24 protein-coding genes are annotated in these 26,047 nt (G+C 67.5%); 11 read left to right on the top strand and 13 right to left on the bottom strand.

Going from position 1 to position 26,047, the window contains the following annotated elements:
* The first annotated feature begins 156 nt into the window (after window positions 1-156).
* The 3 genes from ABD116_RS19565 to ABD116_RS19555 are packed head-to-tail and all read left to right on the top strand — an operon-like array spanning window position 157 to window position 2,406.
* Window positions 157-651 (top strand): hypothetical protein, encoded by a 495-nt coding sequence (locus tag ABD116_RS19565; protein ID WP_343971836.1) that lies wholly within the window; start codon window positions 157-159, stop codon window positions 649-651.
* A complete protein-coding gene (locus ABD116_RS19560; RefSeq protein ID WP_343971834.1) occupies window positions 648-1,772 on the top strand; it encodes a sensor histidine kinase in 1,125 nt (374 codons plus the stop codon). Before ABD116_RS19565 ends, ABD116_RS19560 begins: the two co-directional genes overlap by 4 nt.
* Window positions 1,765-2,406: a response regulator gene (locus tag ABD116_RS19555; RefSeq protein WP_343971832.1), complete on the top strand. Its 642-nt coding sequence runs from the start codon at window positions 1,765-1,767 to the stop codon at window positions 2,404-2,406. The genes ABD116_RS19560 and ABD116_RS19555 overlap by 8 nt, the downstream gene beginning before the upstream one ends.
* A gap of 153 nt (window positions 2,407-2,559) precedes the next feature.
* Here the strand turns inward: ABD116_RS19555 and ABD116_RS19550 are convergent, their stop codons facing one another.
* A complete protein-coding gene (locus ABD116_RS19550; protein WP_343971830.1) occupies window positions 2,560-3,585 on the bottom strand; it encodes an endonuclease/exonuclease/phosphatase family protein in 1,026 nt (341 codons plus the stop codon).
* A 168-nt stretch (window positions 3,586-3,753) separates the two neighbouring features.
* On the bottom strand, window positions 3,754-3,933 hold the full coding sequence (locus ABD116_RS19545; RefSeq protein ID WP_164600903.1) for a DUF1508 domain-containing protein: 180 nt from the start codon (window positions 3,931-3,933) through the stop codon (window positions 3,754-3,756).
* Between the two features lie 118 nt (window positions 3,934-4,051).
* On the opposite strand from ABD116_RS19545, the gene ABD116_RS19540 reads away from it, so the two are divergent.
* Together ABD116_RS19540 and ABD116_RS19535 are read left to right on the top strand one after the other, a co-directional pair.
* On the top strand, window positions 4,052-4,657 hold the full coding sequence (locus tag ABD116_RS19540) for a hypothetical protein (protein WP_343971809.1): 606 nt from the start codon (window positions 4,052-4,054) through the stop codon (window positions 4,655-4,657).
* Between the two features lie 26 nt (window positions 4,658-4,683).
* On the top strand, window positions 4,684-5,133 hold the full coding sequence (locus tag ABD116_RS19535) for a carboxymuconolactone decarboxylase family protein (protein WP_343971782.1): 450 nt from the start codon (window positions 4,684-4,686) through the stop codon (window positions 5,131-5,133).
* On the opposite strand, the gene ABD116_RS19530 is transcribed toward ABD116_RS19535, so the two are convergent.
* From ABD116_RS19530 to ABD116_RS19520, 3 genes are all read right to left on the bottom strand, one after another.
* Window positions 5,130-6,152, bottom strand: coding sequence for an ABC transporter substrate-binding protein (locus ABD116_RS19530; protein WP_343971779.1), 1,023 nt, complete (start codon window positions 6,150-6,152; stop codon window positions 5,130-5,132). The genes ABD116_RS19535 and ABD116_RS19530 overlap by 4 nt on opposite strands.
* A 68-nt stretch (window positions 6,153-6,220) precedes the next feature.
* Window positions 6,221-6,859: a response regulator transcription factor gene (locus tag ABD116_RS19525; RefSeq protein ID WP_343971776.1), complete on the bottom strand. Its 639-nt coding sequence runs from the start codon at window positions 6,857-6,859 to the stop codon at window positions 6,221-6,223.
* Window positions 6,847-8,775, bottom strand: coding sequence for a sensor histidine kinase (locus tag ABD116_RS19520; protein ID WP_343971774.1), 1,929 nt, complete (start codon window positions 8,773-8,775; stop codon window positions 6,847-6,849). Before ABD116_RS19520 ends, ABD116_RS19525 begins: the two co-directional genes overlap by 13 nt.
* Window positions 8,776-8,962: 187 nt before the next feature.
* On the opposite strand from ABD116_RS19520, the gene ABD116_RS19515 reads away from it, so the two are divergent.
* Entirely contained in the window at window positions 8,963-9,595 is a 633-nt protein-coding gene (locus ABD116_RS19515; protein WP_343971772.1) for a hypothetical protein, read from the top strand.
* Window positions 9,596-9,611: 16 nt separating this feature from the next.
* Window positions 9,612-10,181 carry a hypothetical protein gene (locus ABD116_RS19510; RefSeq protein WP_343971769.1) on the top strand — a complete coding sequence of 190 codons (570 nt, stop codon included), beginning with the start codon at window positions 9,612-9,614 and terminating at the stop codon, window positions 10,179-10,181.
* Here ABD116_RS19510 and ABD116_RS19505 read toward each other — a convergent pair.
* The 7 genes from ABD116_RS19505 to ABD116_RS19475 form a co-directional block, all read right to left on the bottom strand.
* The gene (locus ABD116_RS19505; protein WP_343971766.1) at window positions 10,171-12,489 is read right to left on the bottom strand and encodes a glycoside hydrolase family 95 protein; all 2,319 of its coding nucleotides are present in this window, start codon (window positions 12,487-12,489) and stop codon (window positions 10,171-10,173) included. The two genes, ABD116_RS19510 and ABD116_RS19505, sit on opposite strands and share 11 nt — an antisense overlap.
* A 109-nt stretch (window positions 12,490-12,598) precedes the next feature.
* Window positions 12,599-14,260 carry a type 2 periplasmic-binding domain-containing protein gene (locus tag ABD116_RS19500; protein WP_343971763.1) on the bottom strand — a complete coding sequence of 554 codons (1,662 nt, stop codon included), beginning with the start codon at window positions 14,258-14,260 and terminating at the stop codon, window positions 12,599-12,601.
* 28 nt (window positions 14,261-14,288) lie between these two features.
* On the bottom strand, window positions 14,289-15,245 hold the full coding sequence (locus tag ABD116_RS19495; RefSeq protein WP_343971760.1) for a carbohydrate ABC transporter permease: 957 nt from the start codon (window positions 15,243-15,245) through the stop codon (window positions 14,289-14,291).
* A complete protein-coding gene (locus tag ABD116_RS19490) occupies window positions 15,242-16,243 on the bottom strand; it encodes an ABC transporter permease (protein ID WP_343971757.1) in 1,002 nt (333 codons plus the stop codon). The genes ABD116_RS19495 and ABD116_RS19490 overlap by 4 nt, the downstream gene beginning before the upstream one ends.
* A 397-nt stretch (window positions 16,244-16,640) precedes the next feature.
* Window positions 16,641-17,636 carry a Gfo/Idh/MocA family protein gene (locus ABD116_RS19485; protein ID WP_343971754.1) on the bottom strand — a complete coding sequence of 332 codons (996 nt, stop codon included), beginning with the start codon at window positions 17,634-17,636 and terminating at the stop codon, window positions 16,641-16,643.
* Between the two features lie 224 nt (window positions 17,637-17,860).
* Complete coding sequence (locus ABD116_RS19480; RefSeq protein ID WP_343971752.1) at window positions 17,861-18,439, bottom strand: GNAT family N-acetyltransferase; 579 nt, start codon at window positions 18,437-18,439, stop codon at window positions 17,861-17,863.
* A gap of 9 nt (window positions 18,440-18,448) precedes the next feature.
* Complete coding sequence (locus ABD116_RS19475; protein WP_343971749.1) at window positions 18,449-19,357, bottom strand: phosphotransferase enzyme family protein; 909 nt, start codon at window positions 19,355-19,357, stop codon at window positions 18,449-18,451.
* Between the two features lie 370 nt (window positions 19,358-19,727).
* Here ABD116_RS19475 and ABD116_RS19470 point away from each other — a divergent pair, with 370 nt between their 5' ends.
* On the top strand, window positions 19,728-21,008 hold the full coding sequence (locus ABD116_RS19470) for an MFS transporter (protein ID WP_343971747.1): 1,281 nt from the start codon (window positions 19,728-19,730) through the stop codon (window positions 21,006-21,008).
* Here the strand turns inward: ABD116_RS19470 and ABD116_RS19465 are convergent.
* Complete coding sequence (locus ABD116_RS19465) at window positions 21,005-21,988, bottom strand: TerC/Alx family metal homeostasis membrane protein (protein ID WP_343971745.1); 984 nt, start codon at window positions 21,986-21,988, stop codon at window positions 21,005-21,007. The genes ABD116_RS19470 and ABD116_RS19465 overlap by 4 nt on opposite strands.
* Window positions 21,989-22,331: 343 nt before the next feature.
* Here ABD116_RS19465 and ABD116_RS19460 point away from each other — a divergent pair, with 343 nt between their 5' ends.
* The 3 genes from ABD116_RS19460 to ABD116_RS19450 all read left to right on the top strand — a co-directional run bounded on the left by ABD116_RS19460 (window position 22,332) and on the right by ABD116_RS19450 (window position 26,009).
* Window positions 22,332-22,565: a DUF6458 family protein gene (locus ABD116_RS19460; RefSeq protein WP_343971743.1), complete on the top strand. Its 234-nt coding sequence runs from the start codon at window positions 22,332-22,334 to the stop codon at window positions 22,563-22,565.
* A gap of 205 nt (window positions 22,566-22,770) precedes the next feature.
* On the top strand, window positions 22,771-23,793 hold the full coding sequence (locus ABD116_RS19455) for an NADPH:quinone reductase (protein WP_343971740.1): 1,023 nt from the start codon (window positions 22,771-22,773) through the stop codon (window positions 23,791-23,793).
* Between the two features lie 152 nt (window positions 23,794-23,945).
* Window positions 23,946-26,009, top strand: a complete 2,064-nt coding sequence (locus tag ABD116_RS19450) for a PQQ-dependent sugar dehydrogenase (RefSeq protein ID WP_343971737.1) — start codon at window positions 23,946-23,948, stop codon at window positions 26,007-26,009.
* Window positions 26,010-26,047 lie beyond the last annotated feature (38 nt).

Raw genomic sequence — 26,047 nt, 5'->3', positions numbered from 1 at the left:
GCATCGTCGTCCTGACGCTTAGTGACGCTACCGGTGAGGAACGTTACCTCGCCGTACCGACACAACCCCACCCGGCCGCGCCGGGCGGAGATCTCCATCCCGATCTCCACCCACGGATGGTCCGAAACGTCGAGCCGTTTCCCTACCTTCGGGACCATGTCCCTTCCGACCCTTGGCAACGCCGCGATCGTCGTCGTGATCGTGATCGCCGTCCTCGCCCGCCGACTGTCCTGGTCCGAGCTGGAGAACTCCGACACCGACGTCTGGCGCGGCCCGCTCGTGATGGCCGGCATCGGCCTCTACCAGATGCACGACAAGCTCACCGGTACCACGCTCGGCCCGATCGACGTCGTCCTGCTGGTCCTCGGCGTCGGGCTCGCGCTCGTCGCAGGGCTGGCGAGTGGACGGGTCGCCCAGGTCGAGCACCGCGGTACGAAGGTGTTCTACCGCCTCGGCCTTCCGGGGCTGGGGATCATGGTCTGTTATCTCGTCCTCCGGCTGGGTCTTGCCGGGCTCGGGCACCTCTTGGGTGCGACGATCACCTCTGGCGGCGGGTCGCTCCTGCTGACCATGGGCGCGAACCTGCTGGTCCAGTCGGTGGTCGTCCAGTCCAAGGCACATCGACAGGCTGAGGAGTACTCGAGCAGGTGAACACGAGGGCGATCTTCGGGGAGACCGGCTGGCTCGGGCGAGCGATGACGTCGGCCGTGTCGATCGGGGTGCTGGCCACCGCGCGGCCTGAACGCCAGTGGGTCTGGGTGGTGCTCGCAGCCGGGTTGGCCGCCTTCCTCGCCGGTACCTTCCTGATGAACTGGCGGCCGTACTGGGCGCTCGGGTTCCTCGCGTATGCCTCGATCAGCGCGGCCTTCGTCACTGGCGTCTCCGGATCCAATGCGCTCGTACTGGTGCTCGTCCCGCTCACCGACGTCGCCGTGATGGCGCATCCCTGGCGCAATCGGCCGATCATCGCCGTTGGCCTCAGCTGCGCCGGCGCGGTCGCGGTCTCCGCATGGTGGTGGGATCGCTCGACGAGCTGGTACCTGACTCAGCTGATGTGGATCGCGATCCTGGTCGCGTTCGGGCTCAACCGGCGGCAGTACGAAGTACAGGCTCGTCAGACGGCGCAACTGCTCGAGCAGACCCAGCTGGCCCAACACGAACACGCTCGAGCCGCTGCCCTGGACGAACGCGGCCGAATCGCGCGCGACCTCCACGACGTACTCGCCCACTCCCTCGGCGCCCTGACCGTCCAACTAGAACTAGCCGAAGCCCTCCTGGCCGACCGCAACGACACTGCAGGTGCTCTGGACCGGGTACGCCGCTCCCGCCGCCTAGCCGTCCAGGGCCTGGTCGAAGCCCGCTCCGCCGTCGCCGCCCTCCGCTCCGACGAAGCCCCTGCTCTCCCCGAAGCCCTGACCGCCCAAGCCGATCAACACGAAAAAGACCACCAAGCAAAGGTGACTGTGACGACCTCCGGTACCCCTCGCCCAATCGCCTCGGGTATCACCGTCGCCCTACTCGGCGCCGCCCGCGAGGCCCTGACCAACGCCGGCAAACACGCTCCCACCCAACCCATCTACATCCAACTGACCTACGCCGACACGCTACGCCTAACCATCCACAACCCACTTGCTGCGGACCAACTGCATCCGCCCGGCCAGGGCTTCGGGCTGGCGGGGATGCGCGAGCGCCTGGCCCTGGTCGGTGGCAGCCTTGAAGCCGGACCGGACGACGACGGCTGGCTGGTCATCGCGGAGGTGGCAGATGCCTGAGCAATTGGTGCGGGTGGTAGTTGCGGACGATCAGCAGGTGGTCCGAGAAGGGCTGGTGGCGTTGCTTGGCCTGATCGACGGAGTCGAGGTGGTCGGCGCGGCCGCCAACGGCGTACAGGCGATCGAACTCGTTGCCGGCGGCAACGTAGACGTCGTGCTGATGGACCTGCGGATGCCAGTGCTCGACGGCGTGAAAGCAACAGCACGAATCACCGCAGAGCACCCAAAAGTCGCCGTCCTAGTCCTGACCACCTACGCCGACGACGAGTCAATCGCCCTGGCCCTACGGGCAGGAGCCCGCGGCTACCTGACCAAGGATGCCGGCCGGGTAGAAATCGGAGCCGCCCTACACGCAACCGCCGCCGGCCAGTCCACCTTCGACCCCGAGGTCTCCCGCAAACTAGTCGCAGGCCTCAACCCCACACCAATCCCCCGCACCGACGGCCTCACCGCCAGAGAAAGCGAAGTCCTGAAACTGATCGCCCAAGGCCTGAGCAACCCAGAAATCGCCGAACACCTCTTCATCGGCGAAACCACAGTCAAGACCCACATCAACAACACCTTCGCCAAAATAGGCGCCCGCCACCGAGCCGAAGCAGTCCGCTACGCCTACCGCCACGGCTTAGCCGACTGAACCCCCATGCTGCCCCGCCGTCCGCTCCTCCGTCCCAGCCCAAAACCAGCTGGCGAACGGTGTTTCTTCGGGGGCTGGTGGTCTGTAGGTGGTCAGCGGGCGAACAACCTGGCAGCGGGACCGGTGGGCCGAGCCGCGAGCGCCCGGCGGGCGTCAGATGCGGAGTTCGGCGACGACTGGGCGGTGGTCGCTGCCGGTGGAGTCCATTACCCAGGCCTTCGTCGGCGTGACGCCTCGGACGAGGATGTGGTCGATTCGGGCCATGGGGAAGTTGGCGGGCCAGGTGAAGCCGAAGCCGAAGCCGGCGGCTCCCTGGGCTGAGCGGAGGCCGTAGGTGAGCGGCGCGAGGCTGCGGTCGTTGGCTGTGCCGTTGAAGTCGCCCATCACGATCACGCCGGCGACCTTCTCCTGGGCGATCTGCTGGCCCAGTTGCTTGATGGTGTTGTTGCGCTGATCTGACGTGAAGCCGCTGGTGCCTACCCGGACGGACGCCAGGTGCGCGACGTAGACGGCAACCTTGCCCTCCGGAGTGGCGACCTCGGCGCGCAGTGCGCGGGTCCAGGCGAAGCCGACGTCGACCGACTCGCTCTCCTCGACCGGGAACTTCGACCAGAGAGCGACCGTGCCGCGCGCGACGACATGCGGATACGTCTTCGCGAACGCCGCCTTGTAGACCTTCAGGTCCGCGGAGGTGATCTCCTCCAGCGCCACGATGTCGGCATCGGCGGCGAGCAGGTCCTTGGCCGTCTGCTCCGGATCCTTGTTCGCAGCGTCCACGTTGTGCGACAGCACTCGTACGTCGTACGCGCCGCCACCCTTGCCCGGAACCAGCGCGTTCCCGAACATCATTCCCCAGATCAGCGTCGGCACCAGCAGCGCGACCCCAGCAGTAGCCGAGCGACGCACGATCGCCGCAATCGCGAGCACCGGGATGGCGACACCCACCCACGGCAGGAAGGTGTCGACCAGACTGCCGAGGTTGCCGAACGAGTTCGGGATCCGGCGATGGAACAGCAGCGGCAGCGCCACCAGGAGCGCCAGGACCGCGATGAACCAGCCGCGACGCCACTTACCGCCCTTGCGCTGCCGTCTGGAGGCGACACGGGAAGAGCCGGCGCCCGGTTTGCGGCGGCCGGTTCCGGGCTTGCGGCGGTTGGGCAGTGTCTGGCGGTCGGACATGGGTCGATTCTTGCCCACGCCGGTTCCGGACCAAAGCCCGGGCGACCCCGATCATCCCGACGGCGGAGCTATTTCATCCGTTGGTACCAGCGCGCCGTCCGAAGGTACCGGCCCACACCGCGCCCAGATCCGTTGCCCACAGCAACGGATCTGGGCGCGGGACCGCCGTCAGCTCTGGTCGTCGACGATCGCGTCGGCGGCGTTCTTCTTCACCGACGCGACCCCGTTCAGCGCGGAATCCTTGCTCTTGTACCCCTCGGAACTCGCGATGATCTGCCCGTTCGGCGCTTTCAGCCGGAACCGGTACTCACCTCGCGCGTCCTTGTAGACCTCGAACTTGGCCGCCACGATCCACCCTCTCTGGTCACGGGTCGTCCTACGCCTGACTATCGCCGACGACGCCCGGGTGTTACCGAAAATCGCCGGGACCCTGGCGCGGGACCCTCGGCGCACCCAGAATGCGGATATGCGTGAGGACCCGACTACAGAGCCGTTCGTCGTACGGCGTACCGGGCTCGGCACGACGCTGTCCATCCTGTACTTCGGTGCGCTGCTCGTCGCCCTCGAGATCCTGCTCACCGTCGGCGCCGTCCTGTGGGCCGTCCTCAACGACTCCCCGATGCGCACACCGCTGGAGGCCATCTGGCTGGCCTGGGGCGGCGCCCCGCTGATCTTCGCGATCGGGCTGCCGATCCTCATCCTGGTCGGCGCGATCACCACCGCCGAGTCGCGCCACGAATCCGACTCCGACGACGTCCTGCTGTGCCTCGACAGCAACCGCGTCTACCTCGGCGGCGACCAGCCGCAGACGCTGCACTGGGGCGAGGTCCACGAGATCTGCCGGGTCGAGCGGCACTGGGACCACGGCGAGGACGGCGAGGGCTGGGAGCCGCACCTGATCGTCATCACCCATCCCGACGCTGCCGGCCCGAAGTCCTGGGGCCCGTCGCGACAATGGCCCGGCACCCACGCGGTGATGGGCAAACCGCTCGACTTCGACGCGCTCCGCGAGGCCGTGAAGCGATATGCGCCACACATCCCGGTCACCGACCGAGGCCGCGTCCCGGAGTAGACCATCGACGGCCTACCGTGCGAAGCATGACTGAACCCTTCGAGCCGGCTCCCAGCCTCGACAGCCCTGAAGAGAAGGCCCGGTACGACCGTGGCGCGGCCGTCTTGAACGCGGTCGACGGCGGCTCCGCCCCGGCCGTGATGGAGGCCCTGGCCGACATCGCGCCGGATCTGGCCCACCACATCGTCGCGTTCGGGTTCGGCGACATCTACGCGCGCGCCGGCCTCGACCCCAAGCAGCGACAACTCGTGACGCTGGGCATCCTCACCGCGCTCGGCGGGTGCGAGCCGCAACTGGAGGTGCACGTCAGGACTTCGCTCAACGTCGGCCTGACCCCGACCGAGATCGTCGAGGCCCTCACGCACGCGGCCGGCTACTGCGGCTTCCCCAAGGCGCTGAACGCGATCTTCACCGCCAAGAAGGTCTTCGCCGCCCGCGGCCTGCTGCCCGTGGGCGGCGAAACCAGAACTGACTAACTCTTACCGCCGAGCAGCTTCTCGAGATCGTCCAGCGTCGCCATCGCGCCGATCGGGCCGAGGCCGAGGAACCAGACCTCGTCGTTGACCCGGGCCACTTTGCCGGCCTTGACCGCAGGCAACGCCTTCCAGATCGCGCCGCCGACGACCTGGTTCTCCTTGGTACCGGTCGCCGGCCCGAAGCTGGAGTAGAAGATCCAGTCGCCGTCGGCCTTGCCGATGTTCTCCTCGGAGACCTCGACGGCCAGGTCCTGGACGTTCTGCACCGTCGGCCGCGGCAGCCCGATGTCCTTCAGGATCACGCCGATGAACGACAGGTTGCCGTAGAGCCGGATCTCGCCCGGCCGGAACCGGACCAGCGAGATCGTCGGCGAGCCGGAGATCCTGCCCTTCACCTCGGTGGCGCGCTTCTGGTAGTCGTTCAGCACCTGGACCGCCTTGGTCTCCTCGCCGACCGCCTCGGAGACCAGCAGGAAGTCCTCCTTCCACGGGAACCCGGGCCGGATGCTGAAGACCGTCGGGGCGACAGCGCTGAGCTTGTCGTACAGGTCGTTCGCTCGCAGTTTGCTGCCGAGGATCAGATCCGGCTTCAGCGCGGCGATCGCCTCGAGGTTCAGCTCGCTGACGTTGCCGACCGTCGTGATGCCCTGCGCCTTGCCGGCCAGATAGCTCGGTACGCCGGTCTGCCCCGAGTTGGTCGCCATCCCCACCGGTGTGATGCCGAGGGCCAGCACGTCGTCCAGCTCGCCGCTGTCCAGTACGACGACCCGCTCGGGCCTCTTCTCGATCCTGGTCTCGCCGAGCGCGTGCTTGACCGTCCGCGGGAAGGCCCCCGGCTGTGCGTCCGAGCCGAGCTTGGCGGTCTCCGCGTCGGCCGTGGAGAACAGCCGTCCACCGGTCGCCACGTCCGTGTCACCGACGCCGGTGTCCGCCGACTTCTTGTCGTTGCTGCCACATCCCGCCAGCAGCACCGCCATCATCACCGCGCCGGCGACCAACCGCCGAGCCGATCCACTCACAAGCTGTCCTATCTCTTCTCACCAGTTGGGGCCTGGTTGAGGCTACAACTTTGGATAGGCAACCCTAATCAGCGGGTGCCTGCGCTGAGGTGGGTCAGTACGGCGAGGACACGGCGATGGCCGTCCTCGGTTTCGGGCAGCGCCATCTTGGTGAAGACGTGGCGGACATGCGCCTCCACGGTGCGTTCGCTGAGGAACAGACGCTTGGCGATCCCGCCGTTGGTCAGTCCCTGCGCCATCAACTCGAGCACTTCCCGTTCCCGGTCGGTCAACGCAGCCAGCGGGTCGTTGCGGGCCACCAAGCCGGCCACCACCTGCGGATCCAGCGCCGACCCACCCCGCGCGACCCGCTCGGCGGCGGTCAGGAACTCGCCCACGTCGAGTACCCGGTCCTTCAGCAGATACCCGAACCCGCCAAGTGCGACCAGGTCGACCACATGCTGGGTCTCGATGTGCTGCGACAGCAGCAGCACCCCGACTTCGGGATGCGCACGCTTCACCGCCTGAGCAGCCCGGGCTCCCTCGTCGGCGAACGTCGGCGGCATCCGGATGTCCGCGACCACCAGATCCGGCCGGTACGACGTCACCGCGGCGAGCAACCCGTCCGCGTCGCCGAGCGTCGCAACGACCTCATGACCGCCATCGACGAACAGCATCGCCAGCCCCTCGCGCAACAGCACCTGGTCCTCGGCGATCACGATCCGCATGGCAGCTCCGCGGTGAGGGTCGTCCCGTTGCCAGGGCGGCTGTGTATGTGGAAGGTCCCGCCGAGGACGGCGATCCGGTCCGCCAGGCCCGTCAGACCGGTGCCTCGGCGGGCGTCCGCGCCGCCGATACCGTCGTCGATCACGGTGACCAGCAATCGCTGCTGCTGACAGCGGACGGCAAGCGCGACCTGGCTTGCGTTCGCATGCTTGACCGCGTTGGTGATGCCTTCACAGCAGATGAAGTACGCCGCTGTCTCCACGCCCGGGTCGAACCGCTCACCCGGAACCTGCACCGAGACAGGCAACGGCGCCCGCCGGGCGAGATCGTGGAAGGCCGGTCCCAGGCCGGCGTCGAGCAGCGCCGGCGGAAGACCGTGGGCGAGTTCGCGCAACTCGCCGATCGCGACACCGACCTCGGCGACCGCGCGATCCAGCGTCGCGCCGACGGCATCGCGCGCCGGACCCAACTGGTGCTGCGCGTGCCGGAGCGCCAGCCCGATGGACACCAGCCGCTGTTGCGCCCCGTCGTGCAGATCCCGCTCGATCCGCCGGCGCTCGGCGTTGCCGGCAGCAACAATGCGGGCCCGGGAAGCCTCGACCTCGCTCAGCTGCAACCGCACCTCCGCGCGCAGCCGGGCGATCTCGACCGCCAGCCCGCCCTCCTCGACCACGCGACGCAGCAGCTCGGGGCTGAACGCGGCCGGGCTGTCGTGCAGCACCACGCCGATCGGGTCGCCACCGCGCTCGATCACGATCCGGTGCCGATCGTCCTCGTCTCGGGGGTGGCCGGCCAGGTCGACGTACCGCTGACTCTCCGGCAGGAAGACGAGGAGCTCCAGGTCCGGGTCGGCGAAGATCTCCCGGAGCACGGGCTGCACGTCCTCCGGCGCGCGTCGGCCACCGCGGACCTCGTCGAGGAACAGCGTCATCCGGCGCAGGGCGTCGTACCTCGACCTGTTGAAGCGGCGGTCGACGGCGTCCTGGATCCGACGGCGCAACGGGTGGAACAGGATCGCGCACACCACCGTGGCCGCGGCCGTCGCCCAGCCCGAGCTCCGGCCGAGCAAGGTGCCGAGGCAGATGATCAGGACGCCGTACGCCGCCGCCAGCGCAACGCTCAGCGTGGCGTAGGCGACCGTGCGGCTGATGAACAGGTCGATGTCGTAGAGCCGGTAGCGCAGGATCGCCGCTCCCGCCGCCAGTGGCAGCGCGGAGAGGGCGAGGGCCGCGAGCACGCCGACGGCCGGGGTGACGTACCAGAGCGCGAAGGTGATGGGGAGGACCACGCCGGCGACCGAGGCCGCGAGGACGAACCATTTGAGCTGCTGACGTTCGAGGCCGCTGGTGTTGCGGAAACGGACGGCGAGGGACAGTACGGCAGCGATCAGCGCGCCGAGGAACAGCGGCATGCCGACGGCCAGCAAGAGGCCCGTCGGCAGGGACTCGACCGCCCACGGATTGCGGCCGCTGCTGAAGTCGCGACCGCGGCCAGGGCTCAGCGACCATCCTGCCGTACCGAGCATCAGCCCGAGCGCGCCGACCCAGGGCACCGGCCGCCACCGCGGCCCGGGCAGGCGGCCGGTCGGGAAGAGCAGGAAGGTCAGTGTCCAGCCGTAGCCGCTGATCAGCCAACTGCTCGAGGTGATCCATTCAGCGAGCGGACCGCCTGGCCACGCCTCCGCGGCGGCCCGCAGTCCCCAGCCCTGCAGGAGGTCCGCAGCGGTCGCGTTGTACAGGCCGAAGCCGCAGAACAGCCAGCCGATCGGATTCTCCGGCCGGTGCTGCGCGATCACCGCCCCGGCGCCGACGGTGGTCAGCCCCGCCACGGCGTACACGAGGGTGTCGTACTCGGGCTCCAAGCGCCACGACAAGACGACCGCGGCGATCTCCACGACCACGGTCGCCCCGAAGAGCACTGCCGGTAATGTCCGTCGGCCCACCCACCCATCGTGACAGCGCGCGACGGTGGCGGCCAACAGTGCTGGCACTTACGGCGATCCGCGGGTGATCGCTGATCCAGCTGTCGTACTGGCGCCGATGCGCCGGGCGACCACGCGTTCCTAGCGTGAACGGCATCAGCATCCTCCGAAAGGCGGGACCATCATGAACAACCTCTCGATCCGCCGGCTCGCCGGCGCCGGACTCGCCGGCGGTATCACGACCGTCGGGTCGGGCGTCGTCATCGAGACGATCGTCAAGCCGGCGTCCGATGTGCCCGACGACATGTGGAGCTACCCGTGGAGCGCGGACGCCCTGACGCCGGTCTCCATCGTGTTCGCCGGGATGCATCTCCTCGTCCTCGTCGGCATGCTCGCGTTCGCGCGCAGCCTTCGTCGTGGGCGGGCCGGCGCGGGACTCGCGGTGGCCGGGACCTTGGTCCTCTTCCTGGCGGAGTTCGCGAGCATCCCGTTCGCCGACCAGCGGATGGACGAGACCGGACCGCAGGTGGTCGGCGGCTTGTTCGGCCTCGGGGTCGCCGTCACCGCGCTCGGCCTGCTCATCGCGGGCATCGCCGTACTGCGATCGGGTGAGTGGCAAGGGTGGCAACGGTTCGCACCGATCGTTGCCGGCATCTGGTCGCTGCTCATGATCGGGTTGAGCTTCACCAGCGCGCTGCCCATCGGCGTCGCGATCTACGGCCTCACCCTCTGCGTCCTGTACCTGGCCGTGTACACGCAACACCTCAGCCCGACCGGTGGCCGATCCGAGCGCCTCCGTGCCCGGATCGAGCAGTAGGCCAGGGGTGGGCAGGATGATCCGGTCGATCGTGCGCTTGCCGGCCTGGGGCGGCGTGTGTGGGCTGGCCTGGGCCTCGGGGCTGCGCGGCTTCATGGCTCAGGTCGCCGGCCCAGACTCGTCGGTTTCGTGGTCGGGCACGTTCGGCTGGATCCTCCTGCCCGGCGCGCTGATCGGCGTACTCCTCGGGTGGTCCGAACACATCCGCCGGACGGGCGGCGAGCGCAGGCGGTGGCTGACGCTCTCACCGCTACTCTTCGCGAGCGTCCTGCTCCCTGGTCTGACCGACCCGGCGAATATCCTGGCCGACGGCATCGGCGGCGGAGCACTCGCCCTCCCCGTCTTCGCCATAGCGGGCGGGTACGCCTTGGCCGGCCGCGGTCAGCGCCGACTGCGGGTCTTGTGCGGTGTGCTCGCTCTCGGGCCGATCCCGGGCTGGGTGATCGCCACCCTCGCCCAGTCCACGACCATCGGCCCTCGCGAAACCTGGATCGCCGTCTACTTCTGGTCCCTCCAGGCAGTACTGACGCTCGCCGCCTCCATCCCCTTCCGCAGCACTGTCAGGAGCCCTGCAGCTACTCGCTGAACTTCGGTTCCCAGCCCCTCGTCTCTCCTGCTGACATGGTGATCTCGGTGACTTCGCCGCCCGCGACACGGATCGTGAAGGTGCCTGCGACCTCCGCCGTCGCCACCACCTTCTGCACCTGCCCACCCGCCCAGGTCACGTCGAAGGCGAGCCCGCCACGGGCCCTCAAACCGGTGTACGAACCGTCCGGCCACTCAGCCGGCAGCGCGGGTAGGAGATGGATCACATCGGTATGGCTCTGGATCAGCAGCTCGGCGATGGCGGCCGTGAGCCCGAAGTTGGCGTCGATCTGGAAGATGTCGCCGTCGCGGTGCAGCAGGTTGTCCGAGACGAGGCGGCTCGTGTAGTCGCGCAGTACGGCCGCGGCCTTCTCGGCGTCGTACAGCCTTCCCCACAAGGCGATCAGCCACGCGCTCGTCCACCCACCAGCTGGCCGGCCTGAGGTCCGTACCGCGAGTGAAGCCCGAACAGCCGATGCCCATTCCGGCGTACCGGCCGGGTCGATCTGTGCGCCTGGGTAGAGCCCGTAGAGGTGTGACTGGTGCCGGTGGTCGAACTCGGACGGCGGCCAGTCGGTCTGCCACTCCATCATCCGGCCGTCGTCCGCGATCGCGATCGAGGGCAGTCGCAGTACTGCGGCCTGCCCGCGCGCGGCGATCTCGCTCGACAACCCCAATGCCGCCTCGGCCTCGACGACGTTGGCGACCAACTCACGGATCAGCCAGTTGTCGTACGTCGTGGTCAGGTCGACCGACGCCTTCTCGCCCGTCGGCACGTAGAAGTGGTGTTCGGGCGCGGTCGACGGGATGAACTGCAGCCGCCCCTCGCCGTCCTCGACGAGCATCGAGAGCACGAACTCCGCCGCTCCGAGCAGCACCGGATACGCCTTGTCGCGCAGGAAGTCGAGATCCGGGTGGAAGCGGTGGTGCTCCATCAGATGCGCCGAGAGCCAGACGCCACAGGTGGCGGCCATCGACCAGACGGGATCGTCGCCGCCGTCGCCGACCGGCCAGCTCGCCATCCAGAGGTCTGAGTTGTGGTGCGAGACCCAGCCGGGCGCGTCGTACAGGATGCGGGCGGTCTCGGAGCCGGACTCGGCCAGGCCGGTGAGGAGATCGGTCAGCGGGCCGAAGCACTCGCGCAGGCCGGTGACGTCGGCGGGCCAGTAGTTCATCTGGGTGTTGATGTTGTTGGTCCAGTCGCTCGCCCACATCGGGCGGCGGTCCTCGTTCCAGATGCCTTGCAGGTTGGCGGCCTGCGTACCGGGCCGGGAGGACGCCATCAACAGGTAGCGCCCGAAGCTGAAGATGAGCGCGCTGAGTCCAGGGTCCGTACCACCGGCAGCGACCGCGCTGACGCGTTCGTCGGTCGGCAGGTCGACCGGCTCGCCGAGGGTCAGGCCGGCCCGGTCGTACAGGGTGATGTGGTCGTCGAGATGCCGCTGCTTGAGCTCGCCGAGGTCGACGGCGTCGAGCAGGTTCGTCGCCTCCTGCAAGGCCACGGCCGGGTCATCGCCGGGAGCAACGGACCAGCCCTGAAAAGTACTTGCTGCCGACAACAGAACGGTCAGGTTGCCGGCGCCACGAACCTTCAGCCCGGTGTCATCCGCAGTCACCGTTCCACCGGTGGCGAAGACACGCAGGGCGACGCCGAAGCCGATCCCCTTGCCTTCCTCGTAACGGATCGGGTCAGGGCTGGACCGGTACTCGATGGTGAGGTCCGACGGCGCGTGCCCGACCATCGTCGCCGTCTCGCCGGATGCGTCGAGGCTGATCGGATGCTGACTCGTCAGCGCGAGATCGACATCGATCGCTCCCGGGGCACTGGCTTCGATCGTCCAGACCATCACCTGATCCGGCGTCGACACATAGGTCTCGCGATGGAACCGCACTCCCCCGCGGGTGTAGTCGATCCCCACGATCCCGGTCCGCAGATCCAACGACCGCCGATACTCCGTCCCGTCGGCCGGGTCGCCCGCACTCCCGGCGCCGCCTGGCGACGTGATGAGCAGGTCGCCTAGCGGCTGGTACGACTCGACCAGCGGGCCTTGTAGTGCACGGGATCGTTCCGACGCGGCGTACCGGTCGCCCTCCTCGAGCAGCAGCCGGCGGATGTCGGCGACCACCTCCGGCCCGTCGGTCACCGCCAGCTTGCGGGCGCCCGCCCCGGACCAGACGTCGTCGAGGTTCAGTGCGATCCGCTCGTCGGCGACCCGGCCGAACACCTTCGCGCCGAGATGCCCGTTGCCGACCGGCAGTGCCTCGAACCAGTCCGGCGCGGGGGTACGGAACCACAGTTCGTGCGACATACAGAAAGCTTCCTTCAGCGCAGAGGGACGGCCGTACCGGGAGCTGGACGGAGCTCCCGGTACGGCCGGAGGGGCGCGGCCGCAGGGGTTCGGCCGGCGTTCTGGCTACTTACTTGGAACCGGACTTGTACTTGTCGTACGCCTGCTGGTTGATCTCCAGGAAGCGCGGCATGCCGGTGCTGTCCAGACCCTTCACGTACGCGTCCCAGTCGGTGTCCAGGTTCTTCGAACCGGTGATGAACGCCAGCTGGTTCTGGGTCACGTAGTTGTTCAGGTTGGTCTGCAGCGTGGCCAGCTCGCCACTCAGGCTCGGGTCCGGCCAGACCACGGCCTGCGGGAACACCTGCGCCCGGTCACCGTGCTTGTCGTACTCCTGGGTCGCCTGGAACAGCCGGCGCTCGTAGCCCGCACCGGTGTAGATGTCCAGCGGCGTGACCTGGGCGTTCCGGAAGGCGAGCACGTTGTGGTACTGCGCCAGCGCGCCCCAGCTGATGTTCTTCGGGGCGTTCTGGACCGGCTTGTAGAGCGGCTTGGTGTTCTTGTCGAGCGCGACCTCGCCCGGTGCCGGCTTGGTCCAGCCGACGCCCTCCGGGCCGTTGTTGGTGATGATCTGGCCCTCGTCGGAGAAGATCCAGTCCAGCATCTTGATCGCCGCGACCTGGGCCTCCTTGCTGGCCTTGTTGGTCAGCATGAAGGTGTAGTTGAGCGTCGGCAGGTACTGCTCACCGGCGTAGCTCTTGCCGTTCGGGCCGGTCAGCGGCGGGACCGCGTCGTACTGCTTGTCCCGGCCGTCCTTGGAGTCGGACTGGACGAAGATGTACGGGTGCAGCATCGACGCGGAGCCGATCCGGACCGCCTTCGGGTCGTTGCCCTGGGCCTGCAGCGCGGCCGCGTTCTGGGTGAACGCGCCCTGGTCGATCAGGCCGTCCTTGTAGAGGGAGGCAATGTACTTCAGGCCCTCGCGCCACTCCGGCGTCGTCACCGGGGTGACCACCTTGTCGCCGTTCAGCGTGATCAGGCCCTGGACGCCGTTGTTCGCGCCGACCGGCGGGTAGGCGTAGGCGCCCATCAGGTACGAGATCAGGGTGCCGTCCTGGGTGTCCGCGGTCAGCGGGATCTCGTCGGCCTTGCCGTTGCCGTTCGGGTCCTGGGTCTTGAAGGCCTTGAGGACCGTGCGCAGCTCCTCAGGCGTCTTCGGCTGCTGCAGGCCCAGCTTCTTCAGCCAGGTCGAGTTCATCCACAGCTTGTTCGGGAAGCTGCAGTGGTAGCAGTCGGCCCACTGCGGCAGCGCGTAGATGTGCCCGTCCGGAGTGGTCGACTCCTCCTTGTAGGACTTGTTCTCGTCCAGGAACTTCTGGATGTTCGGCGCGTTGTCCTTGATCAGCTGCTCCAGCGGTACCGCGACACCCTGCTGACCGAGCTTCATCACCTCGGCCTTGCTGAAGCCGTCGACCCACGGGATCAGGAAGTACAAGTCCGGGTAGTCACCGCTGGCCAGCGAGATCTGCCGCTTCTCCTTGGCCGGGCCGGCGTCGAAGGTGGTGGTCTGCCAGCGGAACTGGAGCTTGAACTTGTCACTCATGATCTTGGTCACCGAGTTGGTGTCCAGGTTCATCGTCTGGTCGGCCGGGGTGAAGACGTCGATGATCGTCTTGCCGTCGGCCGACGTCTCGTTGGCAGCTCCGTCGGATTTGTCGGAGCTGCACGCCGCCAGGGTGGCGAGCAGGCCGGCCGCGAGGAGCGCGGTGGCCGTGCGCACGGATGAGCGCATTGCGGTGTTTCCTTTCTGGATGGGCTTTTCAGCCCTTGACTGCGCCGACCATGACGCCCTTGGTGAAGTGGCGGGCGACGAAGGGATAGATGACCAGTACGGGCAGGCTCGAGATGACGATGAGCGCGTACTTCAAAACGTTGGCCAGCTGTTGCTGTTCGAGCTGCTGCGCCAGGTTGGTGGTAGTGGTCGACCCGGAGAGAGTGTTCAGGATCAGCACGTTGCGCAGCACGATCTGCAACGGGTAGAGACCTGGGTCCTTCAGGTAGATCAGGGCGTCGAAGTAGCTGTTCCACTGGAAGATCGCGTACATCAAGGCGATGACGGCGATCACCGGCTTGGACAACGGCAGCACGATCGACCACAGGAAGCGCAGGTCGCTGGCGCCGTCGATGGTGGCGGCCTCGTAGAGCTCGTCGGGAATCGTCGAGCGGAAGAAGGTGCGGGCGATGATGACCTGCCAGACCCCGATCGCACTCGGGATCACCATCGCCCAGCGGGTGTTCAGCATGCCGAGGTCCTGGACCACCAGGTAGGTGGGGATCAGGCCGCCGGAGAACAGCATGGTGAAGATCAGCGCGCTCATGATCACGTTGCGCCCGTAGAAGGTCCGGCGCGACAACGGATAGGCGATCGCGATCGTCAGCGTGACGCTGATCAGCGTGCCGCCGATCGCGTAGATGAAGGAGTTCAGGTAGCCCTTCATGATGAGCGGATCGCTGAAGGCCTCCTGGTACGCCTTGATGCTGGGCTCGATCGGCCACAACAGCACCCGGCCGCCGCTGACCGCCGAGGCGCTGCTGAACGAGTTGGCGACGATGTAGATCAGCGGCACCGCGACCACGATCAGCGCGATCCAGAGCATGATCTTGACGCCGACCAGGAAGATCTTATCGGTGCGGGTCTCCTCGATCGCGGTCCGCTGCGATCCCTGCGGGCTCTGCCGCCGGCCGGTCCGCCGGATTCCTTCCAGAGTGACGCTCATGACCACAGTCCGTTCCCGGTGATCCGCTTGGCGACGAAGTTCACGATCACCAGCAGGACGAGGTTGATGACGGAGTTGAACAGCCCGATCGCGGTCGCCATCGAGAAGTCGGCGTTCAGCAGGCCGGTCTTGTAGACGTAGGTCGCGATGATCTCCGACTGCGACGCGTTCAGCGGGTTCTGCAGCAGGTACGCCTTCTCGAACCCGATCGACATGATGTTGCCGACGCCGAGGATCAAGATGATCACCGCGGTCGGCATGATGCCGGGCAGGTCGACGTTGCGGATCCGCTGCAGCCGGCTGGCGCCGTCGATCCGGGCCGACTCGTGCAGCGCCGGGTCGATCCCGGCCAGCGCGGCCAGGTAGATCACCGCGGAGTACCCGGTGGTCTGCCAGACGTCGGACCAGACGTAGATGTGCCGGAAGTAGTCCGGCTTGCCGAGGAAGTCGACCTTCGGCACGCCGAACAGGCCGATCGCGTCGTTCACGAAGCCGAGCTGCGGCGAGAGCACCAGGATCGTCATCGAGACCACGACCACGGTCGAGATGAAGTACGGCGCGTAGGTGACCAGCTGCACCGTCTTCTTGAAGACGCCGACCCGGATCTCGTTCAGCGCGATCGCCAGGATGATCGGGATCGGGAAGCTGGCCAGCACGGTGTAGGCGGCAAGGAAGAACGTGTTCTTCACCAGGGTCCAGAACACCGGGTTCTGGAAGAACAGTTCGAAGTTCCTGAAGCCGATCCACGGGCTGCCCCACGGACCCTTGATCGGGCTGTAGTCCTTGAACGCGATCACCGCGTTCGAGATCGGGATGTACTTGAAGATCACGAAGTACGCGAGTGGAACGATGATCAGCAGGTAGAGCTGCCAGTGCCGGCGGAGACTGCGCCGTGCCTCTGTCCAGCGGCTCGGCCGTGGGATCTTCCGTGGCGTCCTCACCGCCTGCTTGAGCGCCGGCGCCGTCGGCGCCGGTTTCACCTCGATCGTTCCGCTCACACCTGCGTCCCTTCGGTGTCGCTGCACTTACCGTGACGGCCCGCTGACTTCTCGGAGCCAAACCGATATCCGATAGGATGTCGGCTTCCACCGGGAGAATGACACAGAACCCGGATGAGTGGAAGAGCAACATTCACTCTCGATACCGGACCTTGACCATGACGGTTCCGGCCTTGCACACAAAGGATTCCGGCCTACTCCATAAGCCGGACAGATTCGTTGCCCCCAGCAACAAACGCCGCAAGGTCCCGCGGATTCCACGGGACCTGGGCGGTCGGCAGCGCGCCAGGTGGAGTCACTCTGAGCTGCGACCCGGGACCTGGTACCTGACTTTATTTCCTTAGTGAACTATATCGCAGTCAATCGCGGTCTGCCGCTTATGTCAAGACTTGAAGTCTCAATCGTCTCCGAGCACTTCGGCAAGCGCGACGCGGCGTTTCCCGGTTCCGGAACTGACGGCCGCCTCGACCATCGCCAGACTCTGCACGTTACTGCTCGCCGGCGTACTGGACGCCGCACCGGTTCGCACGCAGTGGATGAATTCGGCCAGCGAGCCGGCGATCTCCTCCGGAGCGTTGCCGACCGCAATCGATTGCCGGGGATCGCCTGTCTCCGGGGCGTTCTCGCCGTCCCAGAGCACCGTGCCGCGTTCGGCGCTGACCCGCCAGCGGCTGTGCCAGGCGGTCTCCAGCCCCGGGCTGACCCAGCTGCCGTTGAAGACGAACCGGGCGCCGCTGGGGAACTCGAAGATCGCGGTCGCCGCCGCGTCGCCGGCGAACCAGCTCCAGGACGGGTTGAACGACTCGCAGTACACGGCGACCGGATCCTCGCCGAGCAGGGCCCGGGCGGAGTCGAACTGGTGGATCGCCATGTCGAGCAACAGCGGGAACGCCATCTCCTCGCGGAAGCCGCCGAAATGCGGGGCCTTGGCGAACTCGCAGGACACGACGGAGATCGGCCCGAGCTTGGCGGCCGTCTCGCAGAGCGCGGTGAACTGGTTGAGGTACCGGCGCGACTGACTGATCATCAGCAGCTGCCCGGTCTCCTCGGCGACCTTGGCGATGTACTGCGCTTCGGCGACCGTCGGCGCGATCGGCTTCTCGCAGAGCACCGGCAACCCGGCGCGCAGCGCCTCCTCGTTGACCTGGTTGTGCGCGGCCGGCACGGTCACGTTGATGACGGCTTCCGCTCCCGTGACATCCTTCAGCTCCGTCAGGGAGGTGGCCACCGGCACCAGGGCGGCGAGCTCGTCCTCACTCACCCGCTGGGCATGCTCGAGATCGATGTCGACGAGGCCGACCAGCTCGACGCCGGGATTGCCGGCCAGATTGTGCAGCCAGGCGCGACCCATCGCGCCGGCGCCGACCTGGATGACGCGGAGGGGTTCAGACACTGATGTCTCCTACTTCGTGGCGTTCCAGCGTGGGGCCTTGCGGAGTGGGCGGTCGGTGGCCGCCACGTTCGTGAGTGGCGGTGAAACGGTTAACTTGGAGCCTAGCCGCGCGGGCGGCGCTCATGTCAAGACTTAGTCCGAGGACTCTGCGAAACCCCCGGCCCGCTCCCCGCACCCCAACTCCACCCCTACACCGTGGAGCCCGGAGCCTCGGCCACCCAGCTTTAGGCGTCGGTGCTCAGACGACCATGGACATGCCAGTCATGCCAGCCATCTGCATGCTTGATCGCTCGCCGTAGCGTTCCCTCATGCGGGAAACCTGTCTTCTCGGCGACTCTGCAAGAGGCTTGGTTCAGCGTCGAGTGATGGTTCTCCAACCGGTTGAGTCCGACCTCGCCGAAGGCCCAGCCACACATGGCCGCCACGGCCCGCGCGGCCAGACCTCGTCCGCGTGCGTCGGGCAGCACCCAGTACGAGACGCCGGCCGCGCCCTCCGCCAGCGAGATGCTGCGCAGGCCGACCTGTCCGAGCGGCTCGTCGGTGTCGTCGACGATGGCCCAGCTCACGGCTTCCTCGCCAGCCCACCGCAACGGCCATTGCCCGGTCCACTCGACGGCTTCCTCGAGCGTGTCCAGCCGGCGCACGTGCCAGCGCTGGATGTCCGGGCAGTCGAAGGCAGCCTTCACGATCGGCGCGTCGGCGGCTCGCCACGGCCGGAGTACCAGGTCGTCAGCCTTCAACCGAGGCTGCTGTTTGTCGCTCAGGATTCCCGCGGGCAGGGCCGGTTCAACGAGGATGGGCATGCGGCGAGCCTAAGGCTTGGGGGTGCCAGTGCGGGCCAGCTGCCGTTCGATCATCGGTACGCCGAAACGCCCGGTGCGAGGTCCTGACCACAGCTCGGCCATCACCATGTTGACGCGGAAGACCCGTTGCAGGGGGTCGATCGCGGCCAGCTCCTGCTCGGTCAACGGGATGCCGAGCTCCGTCGCGGTCCGCTGGTAACCGGTGAGCAGACCGGGTGACCGGTGGACCCGGGCGATCACGAACTCCCACGCGCGACTGTCGGCATGCACCAGGTCGAAGTCGATGATCCCGGCCGGCCGGCCGTCGGTGAAATGCAGGTTCCACTCGGCGAAGTCGCCGTGCACGATGGATTGTGGCAATGCCGACAAGTTGCTCTCGGCAACAAGCTGCTTGACCTCGGCCATCGCCGCCTCGGCCCAGCCGGCCAGATCGGGCCGTTCGATGCGCAGGGCAACAACTCCGGAATCCCAGTCCTGGAAGGCGCCCATCGCGTCCAGATCACAAGCCTGGAAGAATCCTTGCCGCTGGCCCAGCTCCAGCTCCCGCAGATCCGCGTGCAGGCGCGCGAGGATCGAGCCCCGCTCCTCGATCTGCCCGGCGGTCTCCGCGGCATGCGGCTTGCCCGGCACGAACCGGGTCGCCGCCCACAGCCGGCCGTCGTACCGGATCGGTCCCGCGACCGGCACCGGGACCGTCCAGCCCTTGGCAGCGAGATGCTGCAACACCGCGCTCTCGTAGGCAAGATCCGCCTCGGTCCGCAACACGTGATAGCGCCTGATGACCAGGCACTCCCCGGTCGCGGTCCAGCCGAGCCAGTTGCCGTTGCCGATCGACTCAGCGTCGGTCGCCCGGGTCTCCTCGAAGCGGTCGATGACCAGTCCGAGTCCTGCCGTCACATCACGCAGCGTCGGGAGCATCGGGCCATTATCCGCGCGCCGGTGGCATCACGGCGTACGGGCCGCGCCGTGTTGGACCCGACCCGACCATCACGGGGGAACGGCCGGGCCGGGCCTCTTCGATCGTACCCCTGGAAGGGCTGCCCAATCGGGTATTCGGCGCCCGCGAGTGACGAAAATCAGCAGCGGGTGACAGGGGTTCTGGTCTAGCATCCCGGCTATGCAAGCCTCTTCCTGAAAGCGCACGTCCGCCAGCGGCTGACACCGGGGTTCCGAGCCGGTCGGCCGAGCTGTGCCGTTGTGCGTCACGTCCGGCGCTGTGACCGTCGCCTACGAACGGTCGTGCTTTGTCATGCCCAACTGACGTGCGGCTTTCAGGAGTTCACTCATCATGTCGTTCTTGCCTGCCTACCGGCGCGCGGATCCGGCCCGGACCTACTACGCCTTCCACGGCGTCTGGGCCTATCTGTCCGCGCTGACCTTCACCCTCAACCTCGTTTACCAGATCAAGGAAGTCGGGCTCAGCCCGCTCCAGCTCGTCCTGGTCGGGACGACGATGGAGATCGCCTGCTTCCTGTTCGAGATCCCGACCGGGATCGTCGCCGACCTGCGCAGCCGGCGGCTGTCGGTGCTGATCGGCTTCGCCCTGATCGGGGTCTCGTTCCTGCTCCAGGGCTTCGTCCCCGCGTTCCTCGCGATCCTGGTGGGCCAGGTGATCTGGGGGCTCGGCTACACCTTCACCTCCGGCGCCGACCAGGCCTGGATCACCGACGAGCTCGGTGAGGACGACGTCGGGCCGATCTTCGTCCGCAGCCAGCAGGTCCGGCTGGGCGCGCAGATCGCCGGCATCGTCTCGGCGGGCGCGATCGGGCTGATCAGCCTGAGCCTGCCGCTGAAGGTGTCGGGTGCCGGGATGATCCTGCTGGCGCTGGTCTTGTTCGTCTTCATGCGCGAGCAGAACTTCCATCCGACCCCGGCCGCCGAGCGCGACACCTTCCAGCAGATGGCCGACACGTTCAAGCACGGCCTGGCAGTGGCAAGGCGCCGCCCGGTGGTCCGTGCACTGGTGCTGATCAGCCTGATCTCCGGGCTGTCCAGCGAGGCGTTCGACCGGTTGTGGTCGGTGAAGATCCTGTCCGGCTTCCACTTCCCCGACCTGTTCGGTACCACCGATCCGGCCGTCTGGTTCACCGTGTTCTCGCTGACCGGTACGTTCCTCGCGCTCGGCGCCTCGCTGGTGGTCAACAAGGTGTCGGCCGACCGGGTCAACGCCCTGCACCCGAACGGGCTGCTCGCGCTGCTGGCCGTGTTCCAGCTGCTGGGTGTGATCGGCTTCGCGCTGGCCGGGCAGCTGTGGATCGCGCTGGCGGCGATGTGGTTCGGCGCGATCGCGGCCACCATCAGCTACCCGGTCGAGTCGGCCTGGCTGAACCGCAACCTCGACTCGAGGTCGCGGGCGACGGTGATCTCGATGGTCGGCCAGGCGAACGCGATCGGTCAGGTGGCCGGCGGTCCCCCGCTCGGCGCGCTGGCGGGGGCCACTTCGATCCGTACTGCGCTGACGGTGTCGGGGCTGATCCTGTCGCCGATCCCCTTGCTGTACTTGCGACTGCGGCCGGATACGCGTCACGTAGTACCGACCGCAGCTTCGTCTGAGGAGGCGGAGAGCTAGTCGACCTCGGCCTCCACGCGGCGGCGGTCGTAGCCGGTCTTGATCAGGCTGGCGACCGTCGTCACGAGGAGGGTGCCGGCGATGAAGCCGAGCGAGGTGGCGATCCCGATGTGCGGCAGGTGGATCGCGCCGATGTCGTCGATGTGCGAGCCGTGCAGCGCCTCGATGATCAGCTTCACGCCGATGAAGGCGAGGATCACCGACAGGCCGACGTTGAGGTAGATGACGCGCTCGAGCAGGCCGCCGATCAGGAAGTACAGCTGGCGCAGACCCATCAGGGCGAAGGCGTTCGCGGTCAGTACGACGTACGCGTCCTGGGTGAGGCCGAAGATCGCCGGGATCGAGTCGAGCGCGAAGATCACGTTCGCCATCCCGATCGCGGAGATCACGATCACCAGCGGGGTGAACATCCGCTTGCCGGCCGGGTTCCTCGTCGCCAGCTTGGCGCCGTCGTAGTCGTGCTGCAGCGGCAGGATCTTGCGCAGGCCGCGGATGACGGCATTCTCCTGGAAGTCGGTCTCGTCGTTCTCGCCCTCGAGCGCGAGTCTGACCGCCGTGTAGACCAGGAACGCGCCGAAGAAGTAGAACACCCAGCTGGCCGCGGCGATCGCGGCGGCGCCGGCCAGGATGAAGACCGCCCGGAGCAGCATCGAGACGACGATGCCGATGTAGAGCACCTTGTCCTGGGCCAGCGACGGGACCGCGAACCTGGCCATGATGATGACGAAGACGAACAGGTTGTCGACGCTGAGGCTGTACTCCGTGATGTAGCCGGCGACGAACTCCGAGCCGGACGCGTCACCGGGTTTGAAGACGAACAGCAGCACGGCGAACAGGCCGGCCAGACCGACGTAGAAGAGCACCCAGCGGGTCGCGTCCTTGATGGTGACGGTGTGGTTGCGCCGGGCGATCACGATCAGGTCGAAGGCGACGATCGCCAGCAGACCGATGATCGTGAGGATCCACACGTGAGCAGGCACGGCAGAGACCATGAGTTTCCTCCGGACGTCGACAAGGGCGGGTCCGGAGGTCTCTTCCGCCCGCTGGTTTCTCGGACCGACAGCACCGGGTGGGCTCCAGGGCTCACCGTGATGACGACGCTGCCGCGAAGGAATACTCCCCTCCACAAACAGACCGAGCTTACCTGGTACCCCGGCTGACCGCCGTGCACCAGGTCACAACCGGCCTGTCCTGCTCGACATCGTATACCGCATACAGACTCCAGTGCCAGCCCCCGGTCACCGTTTGCCCATCCGGCCGACCGGGTACGCGGAGGTGGCGCCGCCCGCCGCCCGTGGGCTGCACAACTACTGGAGGTATCTGATGGGTATCGGCGCAGGAATCTTTCTGCTCGCCGTCGGCGGCGTACTCGCGTTCGCCGTCTCGGACCGGATCAGCGGCGTCGACCTGACCATGGTCGGCTACATCCTGATGGGCGCCGGCGCCCTCGGCATCGCCTTGGTCCTGCTCCTGAACGGCCAGCGCACCCGGGCCTCCCACACCACCGTCGTGGAAGAACGCCGCGACCTCCGCGACCCCCGGGACCCCCGTATCTGACCCACCAAGCGCCAAGAGACTGAGTGCCGACCCGGATCTGGGTCGCCGGCCGGCGCCGGCCGGCCCTGGGTGCATACCTAACTCGGGTGGGCAATCGTTTACTGCGGCGTGTCGGGGTGGTTCGCGAGGGTTGTGCATGCGTGGCGGTGCGAGCCGTACCCGGCGTCAGCGGAATAGGTGTGGGCGCTGGGGGGCTGTAGGCGGTATGAGATCAATTGTCTTTGACCAACTCGGTGCGGCCGACTCCGTTCTTCGGCTTGTCGATCGCGAGGTGCCGGAGCCCGCAGCGGGAGAAGTGCGGGTCCGGGTCGTGGTGTCGGGCGTGAATCCGACGGACTGGAAGGCCCGGACCGGCCTGTACGGCGGTGAGGCGGTCGAGTCCGTCCCGAACCAGGACGGATCGGGTGTCATCGACGCCGTCGGCGCAGGGGTGGACCAGGTTGCGGTCGGCGATCGGGTCTGGTTCACGCTTGCAGCGTTCCAGCGGCCGATGAGCGGGTCCGCCCAGGAGTACACGACGCTTCCGGTCGAGCGGGTGTTCCCGCTGGCCGACAGCGCGTCGTTCGAGATCGGTGCGAGTGTCGGCGTACCGGCGATCACGGCACATCGCGCGCTGACGGTCGCCGAGGACGGCCCGACCCGGCTTTCGCCAGGAGCCCTTGAGGGCAAGGTGATTCTGGTCGCGGGCGGCGCCGGCGCGGTCGGGCACGCGGCGATCCAGCTCGCTCGGTGGGCGGGCGCCACGGTGATCGCGACGACGAGCCCGGGCAAGACCGCCTACGCCGAGTCCGCCGGTGCGCATCACGTCGTGAACTACCGGGAAGAGGATGCGGCCGCGCAGATCCGTTCCTTCGCTCCGGACGGGGTCGACGTGATCGTCGAGGTCGCCGCCGGCGCCAACAACGAGCTCAACCTCGCGGTACTACGCCCGCTCGGCACCATCGCGATCTACGCCAACGACGGCAACCAGCCGCTCGCCCTCGACATTCGCGCGAACATGGGCCTGAACGCCCGGTACCAGTTCCTACTGCTCTACGGCGTGGGCCCGAAGCTCATCTCGGCCGCGGCCGAGGACGTCAGCGCCGCGATCGCCGCCGGCGTGCTGCCCGTCGGCGAGGACGCGGGCCTGCCGCTGCACACTTTCGACCTGGCTCAGACCGCCGAGGCTCACCAGGCCGTCGAGGCCGGCGCGACCGGCAAGGTGTTGATCACGGTCTCGGAAAGCTGAACCGGTTCGCTGGGCAAGCGCATTCCCGAAGGGTTGACAGGCCTTGACGGACAGTGGTGTGATGCGAACTACGAGTTAGGAAAGGAAACTTTCCTAACTATTAATTGTGGTTCCTGCAGCTCCTTTCCGCCCCGGAACATCAGGAGACCTCCATGACTCGTCGATCCTTTCGGCGTGCGCTGCTCAGCGGTCTGTCGGCCGTGGCCGTCACGCTGGCCCTCGCACCCCTCACCCCGTCCGCGACCGCGGCCTCGACCGACTACCAGGCCGAGAACGCCACCATCTCCCAGGGCGTGGTCGAGTCGAACCACGCCGGCTACACCGGTACCGGCTTCGTCAACTACGACAACCTCGTCGGCAGCTATGTCGAGTGGACGGTGACGGCGCCCGCCGGGCCGGCCGACGTGACGCTTCGCTACGCCAACGGGACGACCGCTCAGCGGCCGATGGACTTCACCGTCAACGGCGTGGCCGGCGCGGTCGGCATCACCTTCCCCGGTACCGGCGACTGGACCAGCTGGCAGACCAAGACGGTCCGGCTGACCCTGGCCGCGGGCACGAACAAGATCCGCGCCCGCGCGACCACGGCCGACGGCGGTCCGAACGCGGACAAGCTCACCGTGACGCCGACCAGCGACGACGTCACGCCACCGTCGGCTCCGTCGAACCTTGCCGTCAGCAACATCAAGTCGAACGCGGCCACCTTCACCTGGACGGCGGCTTCCGACAACGTCGGCGTGGTCCGGTACGAGATCAACCGCGGCGGCAATGTGCTCAAGGTGGTCGACGCGAGCACACTGTCAGCGACGGTCGACACGTTGACCTCCAATACGGCCTACGACGTCTCCGTCGGCGCGTTCGATGCCGCGGGCAACGCGTCGCAGCAGAGCAACGTGGTCGCTTTCACCACCCCGCCGAGCGGCGACACGCAGCCCCCGACCGCGCCGGGCAACCTGCGCACGACGTCGATCACCGCGAACAGTGTCGGCCTGGCGTGGAACGCGTCGACCGACAACAGCGGGAGCATCGCCGGGTACGACGTGTACCAGGGCGCGACGAAGGTGTCGACGACGAGCTCGCTGACGGCGACGATCACGAACCTGACGCCCAACACGCAGTACTCGTTCACGGTCAAGGCGCGCGACCCCGACGGCAACGCGTCGGCCGCGAGCAACGCGGTGAGCGTGCGGACGGCGAGCACCGGGACCGGTGGCATTCCGGCGTACGACCGGGACATCGCGAAGGTCGACCTGGGCTGGAGCGTCGCGTTCCTGCCGGATGGATCAGGGTCGGCGCTCGTCACCGAGCGGGACCGTTTCGAGGTACTGCTGGTGACGTCGACCGGGCAGAAGACCACGCTCGGCAAGGTTCCTGGCGCTGTCACCACAACTGGTGAGGGTGGCCTGCTGGGGCTGGCGTTGTCGCCGAACTTCAGCACCGACCACTGGGTGTACTTCTACCACACGGCCGCGAACGACAACCGGATCGTGCGGATGAAGTACGAGAACGGTGTGCTGGCCACGACGTCGGAGCCGGTACTGACCGGGCTGGCGAAGAACCGGTACCACAACGGCGGCCGGCTGCGGTTCGGTCCGGACGGCAAGCTGTACGCGACCGTCGGCGACGCGAAGAACAGCGGCAACTCGCAGAACCGCGGCTCGCTGAACGGCAAGATCCTGCGGATCAACCCGGACGGTACGCCGCCGAGCGACAACCCGTTCTTCAGCGAGGGCGGCAACGCGCGGTACGTGTACAGCCTCGGTCACCGCAACCCGCAGGGTCTCGCGTGGGACTCGCGCGGGCAGCTGTGGGCCGCCGAGTTCGGCGAGAACAGCCAGGACGAACTCAACCTGATCCAGAAGGGCGGCAACTACGGCTGGCCCGCCTGTGAAGGAACCATCGGCGACTGCGGCGGCTACATCGCCCCGAAGCGCACCTGGTCCACCTCGCAGGCCGGACCGAGCGGCGTTGAGATCGTCAACGACTGGATCTACATCGCCGGCGTCACCGGCCGCCAGCTCTGGGTCACCCAGATCAACTCCGCCGGCACCGGCGTAGGCACCCCCCAAGCCGTCTTCTCCGGCACCTGGGGCCGCCTCCGCAGCGTCACCAAAACCCCCGACGGCGCCCTCTGGATCACCTCCACCAACGACGACATGAACGGCGGCTCCCCCAGCGGCATCGACAACTTCATCATCCGCCTGAAGTTCCCCTAGCAGCGAAGGCGGTGCTGCCGGCAACGGCAGCACCGCCT

Source organism: Kribbella koreensis (genome assembly GCF_039525325.1).
In the GTDB taxonomy this organism is placed as follows: Bacteria; Actinomycetota; Actinomycetes; order Propionibacteriales; family Kribbellaceae; genus Kribbella; species Kribbella koreensis.
Note: the sequence above shows the minus strand (reverse complement) of the source record. Positions and strands in the feature narration are given on the sequence as shown.